The 20636-nt window shown below is 63.1% G+C and carries 21 protein-coding genes and 1 pseudogene; 15 read left to right on the top strand and 7 right to left on the bottom strand.

Going from position 1 to position 20636, the window contains the following annotated elements; all coding sequences use genetic code 11:
• Positions 1–127: 127 nt before the first annotated feature.
• On the bottom strand, positions 128–526 hold the full coding sequence (locus tag JQ621_RS01560; protein WP_212232662.1) for a DUF2306 domain-containing protein: 399 nt from the start codon (positions 524–526) through the stop codon (positions 128–130).
• A 258-nt stretch (positions 527–784) separates the two neighbouring features.
• Between JQ621_RS01560 and JQ621_RS01555 the strand changes: the two genes are divergently transcribed.
• A complete protein-coding gene (locus JQ621_RS01555) occupies positions 785–1135 on the top strand; it encodes a low molecular weight protein tyrosine phosphatase family protein (protein ID WP_212232661.1) in 351 nt (116 codons plus the stop codon).
• Positions 1136–1146: 11 nt separating this feature from the next.
• On the opposite strand, the gene JQ621_RS01550 is transcribed toward JQ621_RS01555, so the two are convergent.
• Complete coding sequence (locus JQ621_RS01550) at positions 1147–1644, bottom strand: single-stranded DNA-binding protein (protein ID WP_092234768.1); 498 nt, start codon at positions 1642–1644, stop codon at positions 1147–1149.
• Positions 1645–2030: 386 nt separating this feature from the next.
• On the opposite strand from JQ621_RS01550, the gene JQ621_RS01545 reads away from it, so the two are divergent.
• The 6 genes and pseudogenes from JQ621_RS01545 (at position 2031) to JQ621_RS01520 (ending at position 10207) form a co-directional block, all read left to right on the top strand.
• Positions 2031–2786, top strand: a complete 756-nt coding sequence (locus JQ621_RS01545; protein WP_212232660.1) for an outer membrane protein — start codon at positions 2031–2033, stop codon at positions 2784–2786.
• Positions 2787–3049: 263 nt separating this feature from the next.
• On the top strand, positions 3050–6025 hold the full coding sequence (gene uvrA / locus JQ621_RS01540) for an excinuclease ABC subunit UvrA (protein ID WP_212232659.1): 2976 nt from the start codon (positions 3050–3052) through the stop codon (positions 6023–6025).
• A gap of 82 nt (positions 6026–6107) precedes the next feature.
• Positions 6108–6383 (top strand): annotated as a pseudogene (locus JQ621_RS01535) (DinB family protein); the annotation flags it as partial.
• Positions 6384–6521: 138 nt separating this feature from the next.
• Complete coding sequence (locus JQ621_RS01530; protein WP_212232658.1) at positions 6522–7121, top strand: YcxB family protein; 600 nt, start codon at positions 6522–6524, stop codon at positions 7119–7121.
• Positions 7122–7132: 11 nt separating this feature from the next.
• Complete coding sequence (locus JQ621_RS01525) at positions 7133–7783, top strand: HAD-IA family hydrolase (RefSeq protein WP_212232657.1); 651 nt, start codon at positions 7133–7135, stop codon at positions 7781–7783.
• 354 nt (positions 7784–8137) lie between these two features.
• Positions 8138–10207, top strand: a complete 2070-nt coding sequence (locus JQ621_RS01520; protein WP_212232656.1) for a DUF1217 domain-containing protein — start codon at positions 8138–8140, stop codon at positions 10205–10207.
• Positions 10208–10240: 33 nt separating this feature from the next.
• On the opposite strand, the gene JQ621_RS01515 is transcribed toward JQ621_RS01520, so the two are convergent.
• Together JQ621_RS01515 and JQ621_RS01510 are read right to left on the bottom strand one after the other, a co-directional pair.
• Complete coding sequence (locus JQ621_RS01515; protein ID WP_212232655.1) at positions 10241–11101, bottom strand: PCC domain-containing protein; 861 nt, start codon at positions 11099–11101, stop codon at positions 10241–10243.
• Positions 11102–11110: 9 nt separating this feature from the next.
• Positions 11111–12718, bottom strand: a complete 1608-nt coding sequence (locus JQ621_RS01510; RefSeq protein ID WP_212232654.1) for an acyl-CoA synthetase — start codon at positions 12716–12718, stop codon at positions 11111–11113.
• 171 nt (positions 12719–12889) lie between these two features.
• Here JQ621_RS01510 and JQ621_RS01505 point away from each other — a divergent pair, with 171 nt between their 5' ends.
• The 3 genes from JQ621_RS01505 (at position 12890) to JQ621_RS01495 (ending at position 14093) form a co-directional block, all read left to right on the top strand.
• Positions 12890–13195: a hypothetical protein gene (locus JQ621_RS01505; RefSeq protein WP_212232653.1), complete on the top strand. Its 306-nt coding sequence runs from the start codon at positions 12890–12892 to the stop codon at positions 13193–13195.
• 95 nt (positions 13196–13290) lie between these two features.
• Positions 13291–13806, top strand: coding sequence for a DUF3828 domain-containing protein (locus JQ621_RS01500; RefSeq protein ID WP_212232652.1), 516 nt, complete (start codon positions 13291–13293; stop codon positions 13804–13806).
• Positions 13807–13817: 11 nt separating this feature from the next.
• Positions 13818–14093, top strand: coding sequence for a GNAT family N-acetyltransferase (locus JQ621_RS01495; RefSeq protein ID WP_212232651.1), 276 nt, complete (start codon positions 13818–13820; stop codon positions 14091–14093).
• A 14-nt stretch (positions 14094–14107) separates the two neighbouring features.
• Here the strand turns inward: JQ621_RS01495 and JQ621_RS01490 are convergent, their stop codons facing one another.
• Positions 14108–15043, bottom strand: coding sequence for a tetratricopeptide repeat protein (locus JQ621_RS01490; RefSeq protein WP_212232650.1), 936 nt, complete (start codon positions 15041–15043; stop codon positions 14108–14110).
• 106 nt (positions 15044–15149) lie between these two features.
• On the opposite strand from JQ621_RS01490, the gene JQ621_RS01485 reads away from it, so the two are divergent.
• The gene (locus tag JQ621_RS01485; RefSeq protein ID WP_212232649.1) at positions 15150–15425 is read left to right on the top strand and encodes a GNAT family N-acetyltransferase; all 276 of its coding nucleotides are present in this window, start codon (positions 15150–15152) and stop codon (positions 15423–15425) included.
• 67 nt (positions 15426–15492) lie between these two features.
• On the opposite strand, the gene JQ621_RS01480 is transcribed toward JQ621_RS01485, so the two are convergent.
• Positions 15493–15903 (bottom strand): DUF3597 domain-containing protein, encoded by a 411-nt coding sequence (locus tag JQ621_RS01480; protein WP_212232648.1) that lies wholly within the window; start codon positions 15901–15903, stop codon positions 15493–15495.
• Between the two features lie 333 nt (positions 15904–16236).
• Between JQ621_RS01480 and JQ621_RS01475 the strand changes: the two genes are divergently transcribed.
• Positions 16237–17139 (top strand): DUF2189 domain-containing protein, encoded by a 903-nt coding sequence (locus tag JQ621_RS01475; protein ID WP_212232647.1) that lies wholly within the window; start codon positions 16237–16239, stop codon positions 17137–17139.
• A 144-nt stretch (positions 17140–17283) separates the two neighbouring features.
• Positions 17284–18108, top strand: coding sequence for a lytic murein transglycosylase (locus JQ621_RS01470; protein ID WP_212232646.1), 825 nt, complete (start codon positions 17284–17286; stop codon positions 18106–18108).
• Positions 18109–18304: 196 nt separating this feature from the next.
• On the opposite strand, the gene JQ621_RS01465 is transcribed toward JQ621_RS01470, so the two are convergent.
• Positions 18305–18478: a hypothetical protein gene (locus JQ621_RS01465; protein ID WP_212233839.1), complete on the bottom strand. Its 174-nt coding sequence runs from the start codon at positions 18476–18478 to the stop codon at positions 18305–18307.
• Positions 18479–18924: 446 nt separating this feature from the next.
• Here JQ621_RS01465 and JQ621_RS01460 point away from each other — a divergent pair, with 446 nt between their 5' ends.
• Together JQ621_RS01460 and trmFO are read left to right on the top strand one after the other, a co-directional pair.
• A complete protein-coding gene (locus JQ621_RS01460; protein WP_007590701.1) occupies positions 18925–19077 on the top strand; it encodes a DUF1127 domain-containing protein in 153 nt (50 codons plus the stop codon).
• Positions 19078–19203: 126 nt separating this feature from the next.
• Entirely contained in the window at positions 19204–20631 is a 1428-nt protein-coding gene (gene trmFO, locus JQ621_RS01455) for a methylenetetrahydrofolate--tRNA-(uracil(54)-C(5))-methyltransferase (FADH(2)-oxidizing) TrmFO (protein WP_212232645.1), read from the top strand.
• The last annotated feature ends 5 nt before the right edge of the window (positions 20632–20636 follow it).

The following is a 20636-nucleotide window of genomic DNA, read 5'->3' as shown; positions in this document are numbered from 1 at the left end:
ATCGCCCCCCTGATAACCACCCTTGCAAGGGTCAGGACAGCGCTTTTTCCGACTGTTTTTCCAGAGACTTACGCCCTTCCCGGCACCATCTTGGGGAGGCCCCGAACGGGCCGGGCAAAACCGCCCGTCACGCCCCGAAAAACACGCTGTGCATGATGCGCCCGGGCAGCAGCGTGAACAGGCCTGCCACCACCAGCGCGCCGGTGAACAACAGGATCATGATCCGCCGGTGATCGGTGACGCGATGGGTGTGCGCCCGCCACACTGCGAGCGGCAGCATGGCCAGCGTGAATATCGACAGCAGGTGGATCGGGCTGAACGGCCCGACCAGGCGGATCTGGTGGATCCAGAACGACGAGACCGCCACCGCAGCCATCAGCGCCACCCAGATCCAGCCGAGCGTCCGATGCGGCAGCGTACCCTTTGGGGCGGCGAACTGGACCAGGCCGAGCCCGAAGGCCGCCATTGCCGCGAAGGCATGCAGCGGGATCGCGGGAGCTGCCTCAAGCAGTGGCGCGAAGCTCATGCGGCGCGTCCTCCAGCCAGGGAATCGGCCATGTGAATAGGATTAACATCGAGTTAATACCGTTCACATCGCGCTTCGTCAAAGACTTGAGGCCGCACATGAGGCCAGCCCGGAAAACCGAGCCTGACCCGTCAATTGGCAAGAAACCCTGCCGCCGTACGCGAGCCGACTACTGGTTTTGAAGATTCCGCCGGCTGCCAAAAGGTGTTTACCTAAAGCCAGCCGGATTGCTCCGGTCCCCTCCCTGGAGCGGTCAAAGTGACCAACGTCCTCTTCATCTGCAGCGCCAATCGCCTGCGCAGCCCGACCGCCGAACAGATCTTTTCGACCTGGCCGGGCATCGAGACCGACTCGGCCGGCATCTCGAACGACGCCGACGTGGTGTTGTCGACCGAACAGGTCGAATGGGCCGATGTCATCTTCGTGATGGAGAAGACCCACCGGAACAAGCTGAACCGGAAATTCCGCGCCAGCCTCAACGGCAAGCGGGTCATCTGCCTCGACATTCCGGATGACTATGAATTCATGGATCCCGTCTTGGTTCGGTTGCTCGAAAACCGCGCGGGCCGCTTCCTGTCACGGCCAGCGCCGACCAGTCCTGCGCCTTAGAAGGCCTCGCCTCAGAACGGGATGTCGTCGTCCATGTCGTTGTTGCGGCCGCCGCCGCCGGCGGCCACGGGGCGGCGCGGCGCGCTGCTGACGGGACCGGACGAACCGAAATCGCCGCCCGGCTCGTCGCCGAAGCTGCCGCCTCCTCCGCCACCACCGCGGCCGTCGAGCATCGTCAGGGTCGAGTTGAAGCCCTGCAGCACGACCTCGGTGGAGTACTTCTCCACGCCGCTCTGATCAGTCCATTTGCGGGTCTGGAGCGCGCCCTCGATGTAAACCTTGGCGCCCTTCTTCAGGTATTGCTCGGCGACCTTGCACAGCCCTTCGTTGAAGATCACGACACGATGCCACTCGGTCTTTTCCTTGCGTTCGCCGCTGTTCTTGTCGCGCCAGGTCTCGGAGGTAGCGATGCTCAGATTCGCGATCGGCCGCCCGTCCTGGGTGCGGCGGATTTCCGGATCCTTGCCGAGATTTCCAACCAGAATGACCTTGTTGACGCTTCCCGCCATCGCCGCTCTCCACTCCAATCCCACTGAATTTCGAAAGGCGCGCCCGCGCTGCCGCCTGTCGGGCCGACCCTATACGCCTGCGGGCGCTGATCGGCCCGCCACGCCCTCGGTTATCCCCATATATAGCACCGGCCGAACATTTGTTCCAGATTTGTTCCACTCGAAAGTTGATCTGAATGTGGGCGGAGGCCCGGGCCATCGGCATCCCTTCGGAGGCCCGGTGGTCGCGAAGTCCTGATCTTTGCTTCCAACGCCATTGCGTAACGAAAGGCCGGCCTCGCGCCGGCCTTTTTGTTTTCGCGCGGCATCAGGCCCAACCGTCATGGAATCGAGAGTGCGGTGCGCTTGCGCATCGTCGATCGGCTTCGGTCCGTTGGGGAATTGAAATGAAGACGTTGATTCTGGCCTCCGCCAGCTTGCTTGCACTCGGCGCGGCCGCGCCGGCCGATGCCGCGGATCTGCCGCTGTATGGCAAGGCGCCGGTGGCGCCCGTGCCCGCGCTCGAATGGACCGGCGTCTATGGCGGCCTCAATGGCGGCGGCGGCCTTGGCCATGCCTGCTGGAGCATTGTCGGCATCGGCGGCGTTGCGATCGACCCGGCTGTCGGCGAAGGCTGCCACGATGCCAGCGGCGGGACGGTCGGTGCCCAGCTCGGCTATCGCTGGCAAAAGGCGCACTGGGTTCTCGGTGTCGAAGGCCAGGGCAACTGGGCCGACTTCAAGGGCAACAATCTCAGCCAGGCGCTGGCGCCGCTGAACAACCGCACTAGGATCGACAGCTTCGGTCTGTTCACCGGCCAGCTCGGCTACACCGTGAACAGCGTGCTGTTCTATGGCAAGGCGGGCGCTGCCGTCACGCACGACAAATACGATGAGTTCATTCCCGGCGTCGGCGTGGTGTCCAACACGCTCAGCCAGACCCGTTGGGGCTACAGCATCGGCTTCGGCGTCGAATACGCCTTTGCGGAGAACTGGTCGGTCGGCGGCGAGTACGACCATCTGTTCCTCGGTCATCACGGCGGCGATCTCACCAACACCGTCGTCGCTCCGTTGGCCCGTACCGAGCGAATTGGCCAGGACGTCGATATCGGGGTGATCCGCGTCAACTACCGCTGGGGTGGGCCCGTCGTCGCCAAATACTGAGATGAGCGCCAAGCTCCGTAGCGTCTGAGGCCGGCCTCGCGCCGGCCTTTTGCTGTTCCAGTCAGGGCGATCGCCAGCGGCTGCTGCCAGGTCCCGCCAGTGCGCCAACAATCCGTTGACGATTCGCAAAGGCCACTGGAAATCCGTCCCCGTTCTTCCTACGTTCGCTGGCAACCCCATCGGCGCCGATCCCGGTTCCGGGCGAAGCGCGCCTTTCCGTTGGCGCGGGCGCGCACCCATGGGATTCCTTGAGGGCAACGCGGATGGATGAAGTGATCAAGGCGAAGCGCCAACAACAGAACGCGGGCTCACACCTGCGCGCAATTACGATCCGTGGCGCGCGCGAGCACAACCTCAAGAACGTCGACGTCGAGATTCCCCGCGACAAGCTTGTGGTGTTCACCGGCCTCTCAGGCTCCGGCAAATCCTCGCTCGCTTTCGACACCATCTACGCGGAAGGCCAGCGCCGCTATGTCGAATCGCTCTCGGCCTATGCCCGCCAGTTCCTGGAGATGATGCAGAAGCCTGACGTCGACCAGATCGACGGCCTGTCGCCGGCCATCTCGATCGAGCAGAAGACGACGTCGAAGAATCCGCGCTCGACCGTCGGCACGGTGACCGAGATCTACGACTACATGCGCCTGCTCTGGGCACGGGTCGGCGTGCCCTATTCGCCGGCCACGGGCCTGCCGATCGAAAGCCAGACCGTCTCGCAGATGGTCGACCGCGTGCTGACGCTGCCTGAGGGCACCCGCCTCTATCTGCTGGCGCCGGTCGTGCGCGGCCGCAAGGGCGAATACAAGAAGGAGCTCGCCGAATGGCTCAAGAAGGGCTTTCAGCGCGTCAAGATCGACGGCACCTTCTACGAGCTCGCCGAAGCGCCCGTTCTCGACAAGAAATTCCCGCATGACATCGACGTCGTCGTCGATCGCATCGTGGTGCGCGCCGATATCGGCCAGCGCCTCGCCGAAAGTTTCGAGACTGCGCTGAAGCTTGCCGAAGGTCTCGCCGTCGTCGAGTATGCCGATGCGCCGGCTGCTGCACCTGCCGAAGAGAAAAAGAAGACCGCGAAGATCCACGACAAGAGCGGGCCCGAGCGCATCCTGTTCTCGGAAAAATTCGCCTGTCCGGTGTCCGGCTTCACCATCCCCGAGATCGAGCCCAGACTTTTTTCCTTCAACAACCCCTATGGCGCGTGTCCTGCCTGCGGCGGCCTCGGCGTGGAGCAGCATGTCGACGAGGACCTCGTCATCCCCGACAAGGAGCTCGCGATCGGCAGGGGTGCGATCGCACCCTGGGCCAAATCGTCGTCGCCCTATTACACGCAGACGCTGACCGCGCTCGGCAAGCATTACAAGTTCACGCTGACCACCAAGTGGAAGGATCTGCCCAAGAAGACGCAGAACGCGATCCTTCATGGCTCCGGCGAGGACGAGATCAAGTTCTCCTACGAGGACGGCGTTCGCTCCTACGACACCAAGAAGCCGTTCGAAGGCGTCGTCACCAACATCAACCGCCGCTATCGCGAGACCGAGAGCGAATGGGCGCGCGAGGAGCTCGCAAAGTATTTCCACGACGTGCCCTGCGGCGCCTGCAACGGATTCCGGCTCAAGCCCGAGGCGCTCTGCGTCAAGGTCGGGGCTAAGCATATCGGCGAGATCTCCGAGCTGTCGGTGAAGGCCGCCGGCGCGTGGTTCGAGACCGTACCGGATACGCTGAATGCGCAGCAGAACGAGATCGCCGGGCGCATCCTCAAGGAAATCCGCGAGCGCCTCACCTTCCTGCTCGACGTCGGCCTCAACTACCTCACCCTCTCCCGCTCCTCCGGCACGCTGTCCGGCGGCGAAAGCCAGCGCATCCGCCTGGCCTCGCAGATCGGATCGGGGCTGACGGGCGTGTTGTATGTGCTGGACGAGCCCTCGATCGGCCTGCATCAGCGCGACAACGCGCGCCTGCTCGACACCCTCAAGAGACTTCGCGACCTCGGCAACACCGTGATCGTGGTCGAGCATGACGAGGATGCCATCCTGCTCGCCGACCACGTCCTCGACATCGGCCCCGGCGCCGGCATGCATGGCGGCCACATCGTCGCCGAGGGCACACCCGCCGAGATCATGCGCAACCCGAAATCACTCACCGGCAAATATCTCACCGGCGAGCTCGAGGTCGAGGTGCCGGAGCGGCGTCCGCCGAACCATCGCCGCACCATCAAGGTGGTGAACGCGCGCGGCAATAACCTCAAGAACGTCACGGCCGAGATTCCGCTCGGCCTGTTCACAGCCGTCACCGGTGTCTCCGGCGGCGGCAAGTCGACGCTCCTGATCGACACGCTCTACAAGGCCATCGCGCGCAAGCTGAACAACGCCAGCGAGGGCGCCGCGCCGCATGATCGGATCGAGGGCCTCGAGCATATCGACAAGATCATCGACATCGACCAGTCGCCGATCGGCCGCACCCCGCGCTCGAATCCGGCGACCTATACCGGCGCCTTTACGCCGATCCGCGAGTGGTTCGCAGGGCTCCCAGAAGCGAAGGCGCGTGGCTACGAGCCCGGGCGCTTCTCGTTCAACGTCAAGGGCGGCCGCTGCGAGGCCTGCCAGGGCGACGGCGTCATCAAGATCGAGATGCACTTCCTGCCCGACGTCTACGTCACCTGCGACGTCTGCAAGGGCAAGCGCTACAACCGCGAGACGCTGGAAGTCCTGTTCAAGGGCAAGAGCATCGCCGACGTGCTCGACATGACCGTCGAGGAAGCCGCCGACTTCTTCAAGGCGGTCCCGCGCGTGCGCGAGACGTTCCAGACCCTGCATCGTGTCGGCCTCGACTACATCCATGTCGGCCAGCAGGCGACAACGCTGTCCGGCGGCGAAGCCCAGCGCGTCAAGCTGGCAAAAGAGCTATCCAAGCGAGCCACCGGCCGCACGCTCTACATCCTGGACGAGCCGACCACCGGTCTGCACTTCCACGACGTCAAGAAGCTGCTGGAAGTGCTGCACGAGCTGGTCGCACAGGGCAACACGGTCGTCGTCATCGAGCACAATCTCGAAGTCATCAAGACCGCAGATTGGGTCATCGACCTCGGCCCCGAAGGCGGCGACGGCGGCGGCGAAATCGTCGCCTGGGGCCCGCCGGAGGATATCGTGAAGGCACCGCGGAGCTACACCGGCAAGTTCCTGGAGCCGGTGCTGAAGAAGGCGAGGAAGCCGAAGCGAAGGAGCACGAGCGAGGCGGCGGAGTAGCTGCTTTGAGGCCGTAGGGCGGATTGGCGCAGCGTAATCCGCCACTGGTCTTCTCGAGATACCGGATCCGGAAAAGACCTCCATGTCCGCTGGCCTCGTGCAAACCTATCGCGCCTTCGCCCACAACAATGCCTGGGCGAACCATCGCCTGCTCTCCGCCTGCGCCGGTCTGAGCCAGGCCGAGCTCGAAGCCCGGCGGACCGGCTTCTTCCCGAGCATTCAACGCACGCTGAACCACATCTACGTCATCGATCTCTTCTACATCGATGCGCTGGAGGGTGGCTGGCTCGGACCACGCGCTTGGGCGAACGAGGTGCCTTACCCCTCGCTTTCCGAGCTGAAGCCTGCCCAGGCCGCCTGGAAATCCTAGCACCCTAATCTCCCGCCATCTTCTGAGCATCGTTCGCGGCGCAATACTTGGTCGGCCTACCAGCAACCTCTGGTTAGTCGCTGATCCTTGCTATACCTTTCTGACTTCGTCGTCGGGAGGTCAGATTTGAGCAACGCAACCGAAGCAAGCGGCTTTCATTTCGAATTTCAAGTCACCAGAGCCGAGGACAGAGTTTTTAGAAATCTTGCTGGTAAAAACCTCAAGGCTTTCATTGACCGGCGTATCAGTGTTGGTGCTCCACTCGTCGCGAACTTCCTGATCATCGTTTGGGCCTGCACAGCCGTGGATCGAGGTTGGTTGACACCGGGCGGAGCATTCGGATCGTTAATGTGGTTCATCCTGGGGTACTACTTCGCGTTCTTCGTGATCGGCTGGAGTAGTCGCCGGATGTTGGACAGATTGTTCGAGCTGCGCGGAGCCGCGCGGATTAGGTGGCAGGTTGCCTTTGATGATGTCTCGATAGTCATTAGGACTCCGGGCAACGAAAGCCGGATGTCTTGGTCTGCGATCGCAGCGGTGAAGGACACTGATACGCTGGTCGCGCTCTGGTACAACGCACGGATTGGTTTTTTCATTCCAGCCACGGTTTTCGCTGACTCGGCCTCGCGTATTGCATTTGCAGAGTGGGCCAGTGAGCATGTGCGACGCACAGCATTATTGAGCTCCGACACCTCGGCCAAATCACCAGTAAGCCCGGCTAGCTAGTAGCCCTCCCCATGCCCTACGCTCTCGCCATCTTCGATCTCGACGGCACGCTCGTCGACAGCTTTCCCTGGTTCCTGCGCACCATCAACGACGTCGCCGACCGCTTCGGCTTTCGGCGCGTCGCCGATGAGGATGTCGAGGAGCTGCGGCATGCGTCGACGCGGGAGATCCTCTCCCGGCTCGAGGTGCCCTTGTGGAAGCTGCCGGCGATCGCGCGCTATGCGCGGCGACTGAAGGGAGAAGCCGCTGGCGAGATTCCGCTGTTTGCGGGCGCCGAAGCGATGCTGCGGACGCTGGCCGGGAACGGCGTGCAGCTTGCGCTGGTGACGTCGGACAGCGAGGCCAATGCGCGCGAGAAGCTTGGCGAGGCCGCCGCACTATTTTCACATTTTGACTGCGCGGCATCGATCTTCGGCAAGCCCGCGAAATTTCGCCGCGTCGTCCGGCGGGCTGGCGTGGAGCCGGGCAAGGTCATCGCGATCGGCGACGAGGTTCGCGACATCGAGGCGGCGCGCGCCGTGGGCGTGACTTGCGGCGCGGTGTGCTGGGGTTATGCGGCGCCGGCGGCGTTGCGGGCTCGCGCGCCGGACCAAATGTTTGAGCGAATGGATGAGATCGCCTCGGTCTTGCTGACCAGCGTCGGACAGCCGGCGCCATCTTAGCCGCCGTGCGGCAAAGACCGCTTCGCGGGCTCGCGTGGCAGCCGCGCCGCTCGCGACCCACAAAGCTCGGGCACGATGTGCCGCGAGAACGTGACGACATGCCGCGATTGCAGATGCCAGGGGACGATGAAGCCTGTTCACGTCTTGCTTGCGGGAGGCTTGCCGCAGCGATCCCTATCGATGCGGCACTTGGACGCAAAATCTGACCCAAGGCTGTCGTCCAGAATCGCTGTAATACTCAGAAACAATGTTTCTGCCTGCTGGCATGAGGCCAGTCTTCCGCCTTGCGACCCGGCAATGATTGACGGACGTCCAGGCCGCGCCGACTAGCCCCGCCGAGCCGTCAGGAAGCCCATGGTATCCACCAATTTCAGCTACAGCTACATCGCGCGGAATCTCGCGCAGTCCCTGACGCGGGTGGCGCAGCAATCGGACGTCTCGCGGGAAGCTGCCTATTACAAAGCCAACATCGGCAAGGTGCACACCGTTGACGATTTGATGAATGACTATCGCCTGTATCACTACGTCACGAAAGCCTATGGCCTGGAAGATATGGCCTACGCCAAGGCGTTCATGAAGAAGGTGCTGCAGAGCGACCTTTCGGACCCGAAGAGTTTCGCCAACACGCTGATCGACAAACGCTACCGGGAGTTCGCCGCGGCATTTTCCTTCGGCGGCGGCGACACCAGGGTTGCGCAGTCGGAAAACCAGACCGACGACATGATCGGGCTCTACACGGCGGCGATGAAGAGCAATGTCGATTCCGTGGCTGCCGACACGCGTTACTACAATGCCAAGATCGACACCGTGACCAGTGTCGACCAGCTTCTGGACGACGATCGCCTGCGCAACTATGTCGCCTCGGCATTCGGGATCGACCAAAGCAAATGGTCCCGTGACACGATCAAACAGGTCCTGTCCAGCGATCCCTCCGATCCGAACAGCTACGTCAATGTCACCTTCAAGTCCCAGCTGGACGACCTGAACGCCCAGCTGGCTCAGGCAAAGTCGGACGCGTCGGACGCCCGTTCGAAGATCGCTGATTACACGGCGCAACTGTCGCAGCCCGGCGCTGACGTCAATCAGTTGAATGTCCAGATCCTGGTCGAAAAACATCGCCTGCAATTGGCAACGAGCAGCATATCCAGCAGCAACGACGCCATCGCAACGACCGGGCGATTCATCGATCTGGCCGGGGCGTTCGCGTTTTCGTCCGACGGGTCGCTGCCGCCGGGGACGCCTGCGCAGACCGCAGCAAACATCGCCGCCACGACCAAGAGCTTCGACGACAGCAAGTCAGCGGTCTATGCGGCGGCCAGTCCGTTGCAGGAAGCCTTGCAGGTCGGTCAGTTCCGAAAGTTCATCCCCCACGTGACGTCGATCCAGACGCTCCTGTCGACATCAGGCGCGTATGATTTTGCACTTTCGGCCGTCGGCCTCGATCCCACGCAGGTCTCGCAGTCCACCGTGAAGGCGATTCTCGAAAGCGACCTCAACGACCCCAAGAGCTACGTCTACACGCTCAAGGACGATCGATATGTCAAGCTCGCACGCGCGTTCAACTTCGACGCCAAGGGCAATCTGACGACACCCCTGGCCGCGCAGGATTCGGCCGAAATCCTCGATACCGCGAAGAACTACGTCATTGCGAAGCTGAAGTTTGCCAGCACGCAGGACCAAGCCAGGATCAAAACTCAGGCGCAGAAGGATGCGTCGGACTATCAGCAATCGATCGGCGGCATCAAGAGCGTTTCTGATCTGCTCGCGAGCACGAAGCTCGTCGACTTTGTTCTTGTCGCCAAGGGTCTGGACCCTTCGAAAGTGAGCACCGCCTATCTGAAGAAAATCTTCGCCTCTGATCTGAATGATCCAAAAAGCTTCGCAAACACGGAGAGCGACCCACGTTTTGCGGAGATCGCAGCGTCGTTCAACTTTGACAAGAACGGCAACGTCGCGCGTCTGCCGATGACGGGACCGCAAAAGCGCGACCAGTACCTCGCGACGCAAAAGAACTATCTCGAGCAAAGCCTGGAGCAGCAGCAGGGCGACACCAATCCCGGGGTGCGTCTGGCGCTGTACTTCCAGCGCATGGCCGGACACATCACGTCCGCCTACGACATCCTCGCCGACAAGGCTCTCTCGGAGGTGTTCCGGACCACTTTCGACTTGCCCGATCAGATGGCATCGATGCAGATCGATCAGCAGGCCAAGATCGTGGAGAAATATCTCAACCTCAAAGATCTCGGCGATCCGACCAAGGTTGCGAAACTGCTCAGCCGCTTTTCCGCCATGTACGACGCGAAAAACGCCAGCCATACCTATTCGCCCGTGCTGGATCTGTTTCAGGGATCGGGCTCGGGGACGTCAGGCATCAGCGACTCGACTTACCTGGCGATGGCGAAGATGCGCGCCAGCCCGTGGTGATCGAGCGGCACCGCGGGCTTGAGGTTGCCGGGGCTAGTCCAACGCCTCCACCACCAGCTCCATCGTCATCAGCACGGGATTGTCGCCGCGGACCAGACGGCCCTCTCCGATGCCGCCGGTGTAGTCGATCAGGGCGACGTCGAGCACAGCTTCGAGCGCGCCGGACGCGCCAGGCGCGACCGTCCCGGCTGATATCGCGAGCTCGGTGGCAAACGGCTCGGTCACGCCGCCATGGGTGAAGCGCGCACCGATGGTCGAGCCGACGCCGCCGTGGATCTTCGCCCGCGCGATGCCGCGTGCGCGGCAGAACGCCTCGAGACAACAGGCAAGATCCTGGTTGGGACGCAGTCGCAGGGCAAAGGCGCGGCTGGCCGTTCGCGCGCCGGTATTCGCGGAGGCGACCGGCCCGAACAGCTTGAAATTCGTCTCCGGGTCAGGCTCCGCGGTGAACGTCGCACCGTCGATGCCGAACGCGCGAACCTCGAAGGGCTCGGCGACATCTGTCTCGTCCGGCAGCATGTGGCCGCCGCCCGCCTTGCCGTCCGCCTCGGTCCACAGCCCGTGACAATGAAAGAACGGCGCACCGTCGCGCATGCCCAGCGTCATGCAGCCGAGCCTGGTGCGCGTCACACCCGCGGGCCGATAGGTGTCGCTGTAGAACGCCGCGTTCTCGCCGGTCTTCGACAGCGCCGGCATCACGTAACCGAACGGCCCGAGCGCGCCGCTCGTGAAATTCAACACGCCACCGGCAAACCCTTCGGCGGCAAAACCGCGGCGCGCGGCTTCGAGCAGCGGCAGACCTGCTTGAAGCGTGAATGAGAATGCGCGCCCCCTCGCCTCCACCCATTGAAGGCGCTCGGGGACCGGCGCGCCTGGCTGCCTGATGCTCCGCATGCCCCGCGCTCAGCTGGCCTTGGTCTTGTCGAGATCGAGCAGGCCGCGCGCCTCGAGCTCGTCGCGCACCATGCGTTTCGGCACCTTGCCATAGCCGGATTTGGGCAGCGCCTCCCAGAAGAAGAACCGCTTCGGCATCTTGTAGCGTGGTACCTTCGGAGACAGAAACGCTGCCATCTCGGCTTCGCTGACCGGCTTAGCGCCCTCGCGCGCAACGCAGACGGCGACACCGACCTCGCCCCAGGTCGCATCGGGCACGCCGAGCACGGCGACCTCGCCAACCGAAGGATGCGTCAGGATCTTTTCCTCGATCTCGCGCGGATAGATGTTGGAGCCGCCGGAGATGTACATGTCGGAGGCGCGGCCGGTGATGTAGAGGAAGCCCTCCTCGTCCATATGGCCGAGATCGCCGGTGCGAAACCAGCCGTTGCGGAATGCCTTCGCATTGGCTTCGGGATTGTCGTAATAGCCGGCGAGCACCGCGGGCCCGATCACGCAGATCTCGCCGCTCTGGTTCGCCTGGAGCTCGCGGCCCTCGTCGTCCTGGATCGAGACCTGCATGCCGGTGCGTTCGAAGCCGCAGGTGCCGATCTTCGCGTGCGGACCGTCCTCGGGATCGTGCAGCGCCGCCGGCAGCACGGTGATGTTGCCGGTGACCTCACCCAGGCCGAAATATTGCACGATGACCTTGCCGAGCTTTTTCAGCGCAGCCTTCTGGTCCTCGCGATACATCGGCGCCCCCGCATAGATGACGTGGCGCAGCGAGGAATGATCGTATTTTTCGGCGGCAGGGTGCTCGACCATCATCTTCAGGATCGTCGGCACCGTGAAGAGATTGGCGACGCGGTGCTTTTCGATCAGGCGGAATGCCTCGTCGATGTCGAATTTTTCGGTCGGCAGCAGCACGGTACAGACGCCGCGCGCAGTCTGCACCAGCTGATGCACGCCCGCGCCGTGCGAGAGCGGTGCCACCACCAGCGATGCATCCGCCTCGGTCACACCTGGGGTGAGATCAGCAAGATGGTTGGTGACGACAAACCCCATCTGGCCGTGCGTCAGCACCGCGGCTTTTGAGCGGCCGGTGGTGCCTGATGTGAAGAAGAACCAGCAGGGATCGTCATGCTCGACCGCGACGTTCTCGACCACGCTGCCCGCCTGCGATGCGATGGCGTCGGCCACCGAGCGCTCGCCGAACGAGGCCCTGCCGTCGACGCTCCAGGTGAATTCCAACGCGCCACCCTTCACGCTCGCCGCGTGCTCGGGGAAATCGACATGGCAAAGAAAGGCCTTCGCGCCCGATGCCTGCGCGAGATAGGCGACCTCGTCCGGCATCAGGCGGAAATTGGTGGGCACCCAGACCGCGCCAAGGCGGAACGCGGCGAACATCGAGACGAACATCTCGTCGCCATTCTTGGAATGGACGAGGACGCGATCGCCTTTGGCGATGCCGCGCGCGGCGAGCGCAGCCGCGAGCGCCGAGACCTGCGCGTCGATCTCGCGCCAGGTCCAGGATTTGTCGCCCCAGACGAAGCCGGGGCGCGATCCATGCCGCCGCGCGTTCTGGGTCAGCATATGAGCGAGATTCATGACGCGGCGGGACATGCGGAGCGGCTGCATGGGGCTTCCTCTTGGGCGGCGAACGGCACGCTGGCCGCCCGCTCATTGCAGCCCATTTATCGCGATCGAGAACGGCCTCGCAAGGCCGGGCACCATCCATGCACGAGTTCAGGGAATTTTAAACATGATCGGGGCAACCTCGCTCCGTATCCGCGTACAGAGTGTCGCATCATGGTCAAAGCGCCCGCCGTTCTGCTGTTGTCGCTGGCGCTTGCCGGCTGCGCGATGGCCCCGCAAGCGAGCCTTGCCCCAGATCCTGCCTTCAGGCCCGCGCGCTATGCCTGGGATGGCGCGGGTGAAAACCCCAACCAGCCGCGTTCCCCAGCGCGAACAGCGCGCACTGCCGCCCGACCCGCGAGCGACGGCACCGATGCCGACCAGGACGCCAGGGTGAACCGTTCGCTGGTCATCTGCCAGGGCTGCCTCCCCGCAAAACCTCAGCCGGACGATTCCAGGCTCGCCAGAGCGGCCGATTGAACCGAATGGCTGATGCGCCTGTCTACTGAGATACCGCGCTGAATTCGGCTATTCCGGCCTCTCCTCTTCGCGCGCCATCATTCCAGGGACGATCCATGCTCACCCGCCGCAGCCTCATTGCCGCCTCTCTCTTCGCCGCCACCACGCCCGCCTTCGCTCAGGCGCCCGCCGCCGGCGATCCCGCTTCCATCCTGACGGCGATCTATACCCGTGCCGCCAAGGGCAAGGGCGATGGCGGCGCCGCCTTCGTCACCGAGAACAAGGCGGCTAAAGCAAAGTATCTCTCCAGGGCTCTGGTCGCGCTGTGGGCCAAGGCGGATGCGCATACGCCCAAGGGCGACGTCGGGCCGGTCGATTTCGATCCCGTGACGAATTCGCAGGAGCCGGACGTGAAATCGTTCAAGGTTGACGCGGAGAAGACGGAGGCAGACAAGGCGACGCTCGCGGTGACCATCACCGGCCATCGCAACGACCGCAAACCCGCCGACCAGATCGTGCGTTACGACTTCGTTCGCGAAGCCGGCAGCTGGAAGATCGACGACATCAGGGGCTCCTCCGACGGCGAGACCTGGTCGATCCGCAAGATGCTGACGGACTCGCTGAAGAGCTGACCGGAGACATCATGAGCGACGTGATCAACAGCAGGGCTCATCACCGCTATGAACTCGAGGTGGAGGGCCATCTTGCGACCGAGCACTACGAGCTCGACGGCAATGTCATCACCTTCGTGCACACCGACGTGCCGAAGGAACTCGGCGGCAAGGGCGTCGGCTCACGACTGGTGCAAGGCGCGCTCGATCAGGTTCGCGCGAGCGGCCTGAAGCTGATCCCGCAATGCCCGTTCGTGAAGGCGTGGATCGAGAAGCACCCGGACTATCAGGATCTGGTGAAGGTCTAGCCCTACCGGGGGCGTCACAGCGCGCCGAGCTTCCGCAGCGACTCCTGCGCCGTTTGCAAGCCCGGCTTCAATTCCAGCGCCTTCCGAAAGTCGGCAATCGCCCCCTGCTTATCTCCAAGCCGCATTTTGGCTTGGCCGCGATTGTTCCAGGAGAACACGTCGGCGGGATCGTATTGCAGCGCCTTGTCGTAGTCGGACAGCCCGCCTTTGTTGTCCCCGAGGTAAAGCCGGATCATGCCGCGATTGCGCCAGCCGCGCGCATCGGTTGGCGCGACGCGGATGGCCTCGCCATAGTCGGCGGCAGCGCGGTCGAGCTGCTCGCTGTCGCGATAGACGTTGCCACGGTCGATATAGGCAAGCAGATCCGGCGCCAGCTTGATCCGCATCGTATAGTCGGCGAGCGCATGCGCCGTGTCGCGCTTGCGGGCATAGATATAGCCGCGATTGGCATAGGCCATCGCATAGGTGGGATCGTGCTTGATCGCCGCGTCGAAATCGGCAAAGGCGCCGTCGATATCGCCCTTGTTGTAACGGGACTCGCCGCGATTGCTGTAGGCCATCGCCAGCGACGGATCGAGCTTGATGGCCTGGTCGTACTCGGCAATGGCGCGGTCATAGTCGCGCTTGAAACTGTAGACACGGCCGCGATTGTTGTAGGCGCAGGCATAGGTCGGATCGAGCTTGACCGCCTCGTCGAGATCAGACAAGGCCGCATCGAGCTCGCGCGTCTCGGTGAGGCCATGCCCACGGTTGCAGTAGGCCCCGGCAAGCCTGCGGCCCGTCTCGCTCTTGCTCTCGATCACCGTCGAGCAGGCCTTGACCCGCTGGTCGGGCGTGCTGGTGAGCCCGACGCAGGCCTCCCACGCCGGACCACCCTCGGCAGCGGCCGGCACCGGCGCAGTCGCAGCGAACGCGCCGAGCAAGGCCATCAGACTGAGCCGGACACGCATTTTGCAGATATCTCCCCTGCAGCAACCTTCCTTGGTCGCGCCTTGGCAAGGGCGGGTTCAGGCGCCTAGATCAGGGGAAATGCGCATCGCATCGGAAGGATCTTGCATGGCGGCATTGGTACGCGACAACAAGGACAGGAGCCGCTTCGAGCTCGATGTCGACAGCGAGCTCGCCTTCGCCAGCTACCGGCTGACGCCGTCTGCCGTGATCATTACCCACACCGAGACGCCGCGTGCACTGCGCGGCCGCGGCATCGCGTCCGAGCTGATCAAGGGCGCATTGGAGCTGATCCGGCACGACGGCAAGAAGGTGATCGCAGGCTGCGGCTTCGTCGTCGACTATCTCGACAAGCATCCCGAAGATGCCGACCTGGTTGGCTGAAAGAAAAAAGGCCCGCGGTCTCGCGGGCCCTCATTGTCAAGGTCAAGCGTCGCTCGATGCGCGTCGGTCAGTGCTTGATTTCCGGCGGCAGCTTGCCGCCATTGGCGGCCAGCTTGGACATCACCTGCTTGTGCAGCCAGACGTTCATGCTGGCGGAGTCGTTCATGTCGCCGGTATAGCCGAGCTCCTTGGCGAGATCCTTGCGGGCAGCAAGGCTCGAATCGACGTCGAGGGCCTTCATCAGGTCGACGATCGAGGTACGCCACTCCAGCTTTTCGCCCTTGTGGGCTGCTGCGGCTGCGTCGACGATCGCGGCAACGTCCACCGTTGCCGCAGGCGCGGCCGCGGGTGCAGACGATGGCGCCGATCCGCCCGATCCGCCCGGCACCGCCCCGCTGGTGGGTGCGCTGCCGGCGGGCGCAGCGGAAGCCGCGTGGCTGCCGAAAATTGCGCCCATGATTTTCCCAAAAATGCTCATGTCTGCTCCCCGAAAAAGGATCCATTGGTGGCCCAGAGTGGGCACTTATAGCCGAAGTTACGTCGTAGCGCCCGCGAAGTTCCGCGACCCCGCAGTCAGCATCAGCTTATCTGCGGCGAAATGACGACCGGATGACGCAATCGAGGTTGCACTGCGGCGACGAATCTCACCCAAGCGTGAGGGACAGGACTCGGAAATCGGCGTACGCTTCTGGCGCAGCTCGCGATGCCATCCGGAATTCGCGTCTGGTTGGACTCGCGAAACTCGAAAAAGCGGCCGCTTGCGCCGTTGTCGGCGCCGAATCCGGCTGCATGACAAGGGAGCGAGCCGACCATGGCCACATTCTATCAGGGCAATGTCCCGACGATGGGCCAGACCGCTGACGCGGCTGGACCGGTGATCCGAACCATCCAACTGTCCGATCTGCACGACGCACTCAAACGCGGCTGGGAAGATTTCAAGGCGGTTCCGAGCCACGCCATCATCCTCTGCGTGATCTATCCGGTGCTCGGCCTGGTGATCGCGCGCGTCGCCATGGGCTATTCGGTGATACCGCTGCTATTTCCGCTGGCCGCAGGCTTCGCCCTGATCGGCCCGTTCGCGGCGCTAGGCCTTTACGAACTCTCGAGCCGTCGTGAACGCTTTGAGGAGGCAAGCGCGTGGGATGCCATGGACGTTCTGCGCTCACCCTCGTTTGGCGCCATGCTCGGCCTCGGCGCGCTGCTGCTGGCGTTGTTCGTGACCTGGGTCGCGACCGCACAGGCGATCTATGTGGCGGCGTTCGGTTACGAAGGCGTGACCGGAGTCTCGGATTTCGTGACGCGCGTGCTGACGACATCGCAGGGCTGGTGGCTGATCCTGATCGGCTGCGGCACGGGCTTCCTGTTCGCGCTTGCCGCGCTCTGCATCAGCGCGGTGTCATTCCCGCTGATGCTCGACCGCCACGCCGGCGCGCTGGAGGCAATGGTCACGTCGCTTCGCGTCGTCGCCAAGAACCCGGTGCCGATGGCAGCCTGGGGCCTGATCGTGGCGGTGCTGCTGGCGCTCGGCACGATCCCCGCGTTCCTCGGGCTCGCGGTGGTCATTCCCGTGCTCGGCCACGCCACCTGGCATCTCTACCGCAAGGTGATCGTCTCCGAACCCGGTGCCCGGCCGGTGCCGCCTCCGCCGCAGCGTCTACGCAAGCCGGCGGCCGATTTCCCTGCCAACCTTTTCCCGTGGCGAAACAGGGAATAGGACTTAAGCTCGACGATCTCGTTACAGCCGCTCCCGCCGGTGTGATCCGGCGGGAGCGGTGCTGTCATACGCCTTGCTTTGGCCGCTGTTACATCAGAGATTACCGGCGCCGGACATGCCACTTCACGGAATCAATTTACTCTGATGACCCTGACGATTTCTCGTCTCGCCCTCGCAGCCCTCGCCCTTTCAGCGTCAATCGTCTCCGCCGAACCTGCCTTTGCCGCGGTTGCTTGCGGATCAGGCAATTTCGACGCTTGGCTCGCTGACTTCAAAACCGAGGCTGCTGCCAAGGGCATCTCGCAACAGGCCATCAACGCCGGACTTGCCGGCGTGACTCTCGACCAGAGCGTGCTCAACCGCGACAAGTCACAAAAGGTTTTCACCCAGACCTTCGAGGAGTTTTCCGGGCGCATGGTGCCGCCGCGGATGACGCGCGGCTCCAACATGATGAAGCAATACGGATCGGTGCTGTCGCGCATCGAGCAGACCTATGGCGTGCCCGGCGAGGTGCTGGTCGCGATCTGGGGTCTGGAGACCGATTTCGGCGTCAACACCGGCAAGTTCGCGACGATCCGCTCGCTGGCGACGCTGGCCTATGATTGCCGCCGCGCCGAGCAGTTTCGCGGCGAGCTGATGGATGCACTGCGCATCGTCCAGCGCGGCGATCTTGCGCCGGCCGACATGAAGGGCGCCTGGGCCGGCGAGCTCGGCCAGACCCAGTTCATGCCGTCGTCCTGGATGAAATATGCCGTCGATTTCGATGGCAACGGCAAGCGCGACCTGCTGCACAACGCGCCTGATGTCCTCGCTTCCACAGCGAACTATCTCGCCGGCTATGGCTGGCAGAAGGGCAAGGATTGGCAGCCGGGCAGCCCGAACTTCGCGGTGCTGCAGCAGTGGAACAAGAGCGAGGTCTATTCCAGGACGGTCGCCTATTTCGCCACCCAGCTCGCGCATGCTCCCTAGGGCATGATCCGGAAAAGTGTGCAGCGGTTTTCCCTCGCGACAAAACGCGGAATGCGATTGCGCGGAGATCACGCTCAAGCAACAACCTGAAGGGCGAGGACGATTCAACCCAATCTCATCGCGCTTTAGGCTCGCACAGCAACAAAAAACGGAGGGCCGATCGCCCGGCGACCTTGGATTGCGTCGACTAACTCGTTCACTTGCCCATGGTGGTTTGCATCGCCTTGTTCAGGTGGATACCGCACACACCCATCTTGCCGGAGAGCAGCGCGTCCTGAGCCGCCGTGATCTCTTTCTCCGCGACAAACTTGCTGTCGCCGTCGGGCATGCCCTCGATCGCGGGCGAGACGGGCGGCCGGAGCAGCATCACGAGGCGGCTCGGACCTCTCCGAATTTCATCGAAGCGAATCGGCCCTCCCTTTGACGGGAGCGCGAAGCCCGCCGCCCCTCTCAAAATATGAACTAATATTCATTTTAAATGGCTCAAACTCATGCGAATCGCGCATGCTGGACTTGGGCCTACAAGCTAGCCAAACCGCTTGAAGGTCGCGGAAACATCCTCCATTTCAATAACGCGTGGAACCACGCACAAGTTGTCAAATCCGTGATTTAACCGGGATTTACTGTGCTCCTCTGATGATCTCGCCCAGCGATTGGGCGGCACTGCCGAGAGGTTAATCATCCCTTACCGATGCTATGCATTCCTCGCTTAGCTGCATCGCAACATCGGAACTTTCGCACTGCACCACTCTCACCTATATTCATTTCAACGATGACGCCCAGGTCAAGGGCTGAATCGAACTACAGGAGACTACAATGCTGCTCTCGCTCATCCGCATGATCCAGGCTTTCCGGGACTATCAGCGCAATGTTGCCGAGCTGTCCCAGCTCAGCGATCGCGAATTGGCCGATATCGGCCTCGATCGCTCGGACATCCCGCGCGTTGCCGCCGGTCAGTATCAGGGCTGATATCGTTCAGCCCTTTACCGGACGAACCGATAACGCCCGCCTCGTGCGGGCGCTGTCGTTTCAGATGGCAGAAAACTCGATCTCGGCGATTCCACTGACCGCCGAAAAGCGCTACCTGTCCGCCCCATGACAGGATCTCTATCCAACACTGTGCACGTCATTGGTGCCGGCCTTGCCGGTTCCGAAGCCGCCTGGCAGGTGGCGAAATCAGGCGTGCCCGTCGTGCTGCACGAAATGCGGCCGGACCGCATGACCGAGGCGCATCGCACGGACGGGCTCGCCGAGCTCGTCTGCTCCAATTCATTCCGCTCGGACGATGCCGCCAACAATGCCGTCGGCTTGCTGCACGCCGAGATGCGCCGCCTCGACTCGCTGATCATGCGCGCGGCCGATGCCAACCAGGTGCCCGCCGGCGGCGCGCTCGCGGTCGACCGTGACGGCTTCTCAGTTGCAGTCACCAAGGCGCTTCACGACCATCCGCTGATCGAGATCGCCCGCGGCGAGATCAAGGGCCTGCCGCCGGCCGACTGGAACAACGTCATCGTTGCGACCGGTCCCCTCACCTCGCCAGCCTTGGCTGACGCCATCCGCGAGCTGACTGACGAGAACGCGCTCGCCTTCTTCGACGCGATCGCGCCGATCGTGCATCGCGAATCCATCGACATGTCGGTGGCCTGGTTCCAGTCGCGCTACGACAAGGTCGGTCCTGGAGGTAACGGCGCCGACTACATCAACTGCCCAATGACCAAGGAGCAGTATGACGGCTTCGTTGCCGCGCTGATTTCAGGCGAGAAGACCGAATTCAAGGAATGGGAGACCAACACGCCCTATTTCGACGGCTGCCTGCCGATCGAAGTGATGGCGGAACGCGGCCCCGAAACGCTGCGCCACGGCCCGATGAAGCCGGTCGGCCTCACCAATCCGCACGATCCGACCACCAAGTCCTACGCTGTCGTGCAGCTGCGCCAGGACAACAAGCTCGGCACGCTCTACAACATCGTCGGCTTCCAGACGAAACTGAAATACGGCGAGCAGCAGCGCATCTTCCGCACCATTCCGGGGCTCGAAAAAGCGGAATTCGCCCGCCTCGGCGGCCTTCATCGCAACACCTTCCTCAACTCGCCGAAGCTGCTCGACAGCCAGCTGCGCCTGCGCGCACAGCCACGCTTGCGTTTTGCCGGGCAGATGACGGGTTGCGAGGGCTATGTGGAGTCCGCCAGCGTCGGCCTGATCGCGGGGCTCTATGCCGCCGCCGATGCGCGTGGCGAGACGCTTGCCGGCCCGCCGGCGACGACGGCGCTCGGATCCCTGCTCGGCCACATCACCGGCGGCCATATCGAGACCGTCGAGCCGGGTACGCGCTCGTTCCAGCCGATGAACATCAACTTTGGCCTGTTTCCCCCGCTTGCCAGCGCGCCGACCAAGAAGCCCGACGGCACGCGCCTGCGCGGTAACGAGAAGACGGTGGCCAAGAAGCAGGCGATGAGCGCATTGGCGCTCGCTGATCTCGATCGCTGGATCGCCGATCATTTACGTATCGCCGCAGCCGCGTGAGTTTT

Source organism: Bradyrhizobium manausense, assembly GCF_018129685.1.
Taxonomy (GTDB): domain Bacteria; phylum Pseudomonadota; class Alphaproteobacteria; order Rhizobiales; family Xanthobacteraceae; genus Bradyrhizobium; species Bradyrhizobium manausense_D.
Note: the sequence above shows the minus strand (reverse complement) of the source record. Positions and strands in the feature narration are given on the sequence as shown.

Coding starts and splice junctions, on each gene's coding strand:
- JQ621_RS01560 (WP_212232662.1), bottom strand. CDS start 526: ATGAGCTTCGCGCCACTGCTTGAGGCAGCTCCCGCGATCCCGCTGCAT.
- JQ621_RS01550 (WP_092234768.1), bottom strand. CDS start 1,644: ATGGCGGGAAGCGTCAACAAGGTCATTCTGGTTGGAAATCTCGGCAAG.
- JQ621_RS01545 (WP_212232660.1), top strand. CDS start 2,031: ATGAAGACGTTGATTCTGGCCTCCGCCAGCTTGCTTGCACTCGGCGCG.
- uvrA (WP_212232659.1), top strand. CDS start 3,050: ATGGATGAAGTGATCAAGGCGAAGCGCCAACAACAGAACGCGGGCTCA.
- JQ621_RS01525 (WP_212232657.1), top strand. CDS start 7,133: ATGCCCTACGCTCTCGCCATCTTCGATCTCGACGGCACGCTCGTCGAC.
- JQ621_RS01520 (WP_212232656.1), top strand. CDS start 8,138: ATGGTATCCACCAATTTCAGCTACAGCTACATCGCGCGGAATCTCGCG.
- JQ621_RS01515 (WP_212232655.1), bottom strand. CDS start 11,101: ATGCGGAGCATCAGGCAGCCAGGCGCGCCGGTCCCCGAGCGCCTTCAA.
- JQ621_RS01510 (WP_212232654.1), bottom strand. CDS start 12,718: ATGCAGCCGCTCCGCATGTCCCGCCGCGTCATGAATCTCGCTCATATG.
- JQ621_RS01505 (WP_212232653.1), top strand. CDS start 12,890: ATGGTCAAAGCGCCCGCCGTTCTGCTGTTGTCGCTGGCGCTTGCCGGC.
- JQ621_RS01500 (WP_212232652.1), top strand. CDS start 13,291: ATGCTCACCCGCCGCAGCCTCATTGCCGCCTCTCTCTTCGCCGCCACC.
- JQ621_RS01495 (WP_212232651.1), top strand. CDS start 13,818: ATGAGCGACGTGATCAACAGCAGGGCTCATCACCGCTATGAACTCGAG.
- JQ621_RS01490 (WP_212232650.1), bottom strand. CDS start 15,043: ATGCGTGTCCGGCTCAGTCTGATGGCCTTGCTCGGCGCGTTCGCTGCG.
- JQ621_RS01485 (WP_212232649.1), top strand. CDS start 15,150: ATGGCGGCATTGGTACGCGACAACAAGGACAGGAGCCGCTTCGAGCTC.
- JQ621_RS01480 (WP_212232648.1), bottom strand. CDS start 15,903: ATGAGCATTTTTGGGAAAATCATGGGCGCAATTTTCGGCAGCCACGCG.
- JQ621_RS01475 (WP_212232647.1), top strand. CDS start 16,237: ATGGCCACATTCTATCAGGGCAATGTCCCGACGATGGGCCAGACCGCT.
- JQ621_RS01470 (WP_212232646.1), top strand. CDS start 17,284: ATGACCCTGACGATTTCTCGTCTCGCCCTCGCAGCCCTCGCCCTTTCA.
- JQ621_RS01460 (WP_007590701.1), top strand. CDS start 18,925: ATGCTGCTCTCGCTCATCCGCATGATCCAGGCTTTCCGGGACTATCAG.
- trmFO (WP_212232645.1), top strand. CDS start 19,204: ATGACAGGATCTCTATCCAACACTGTGCACGTCATTGGTGCCGGCCTT.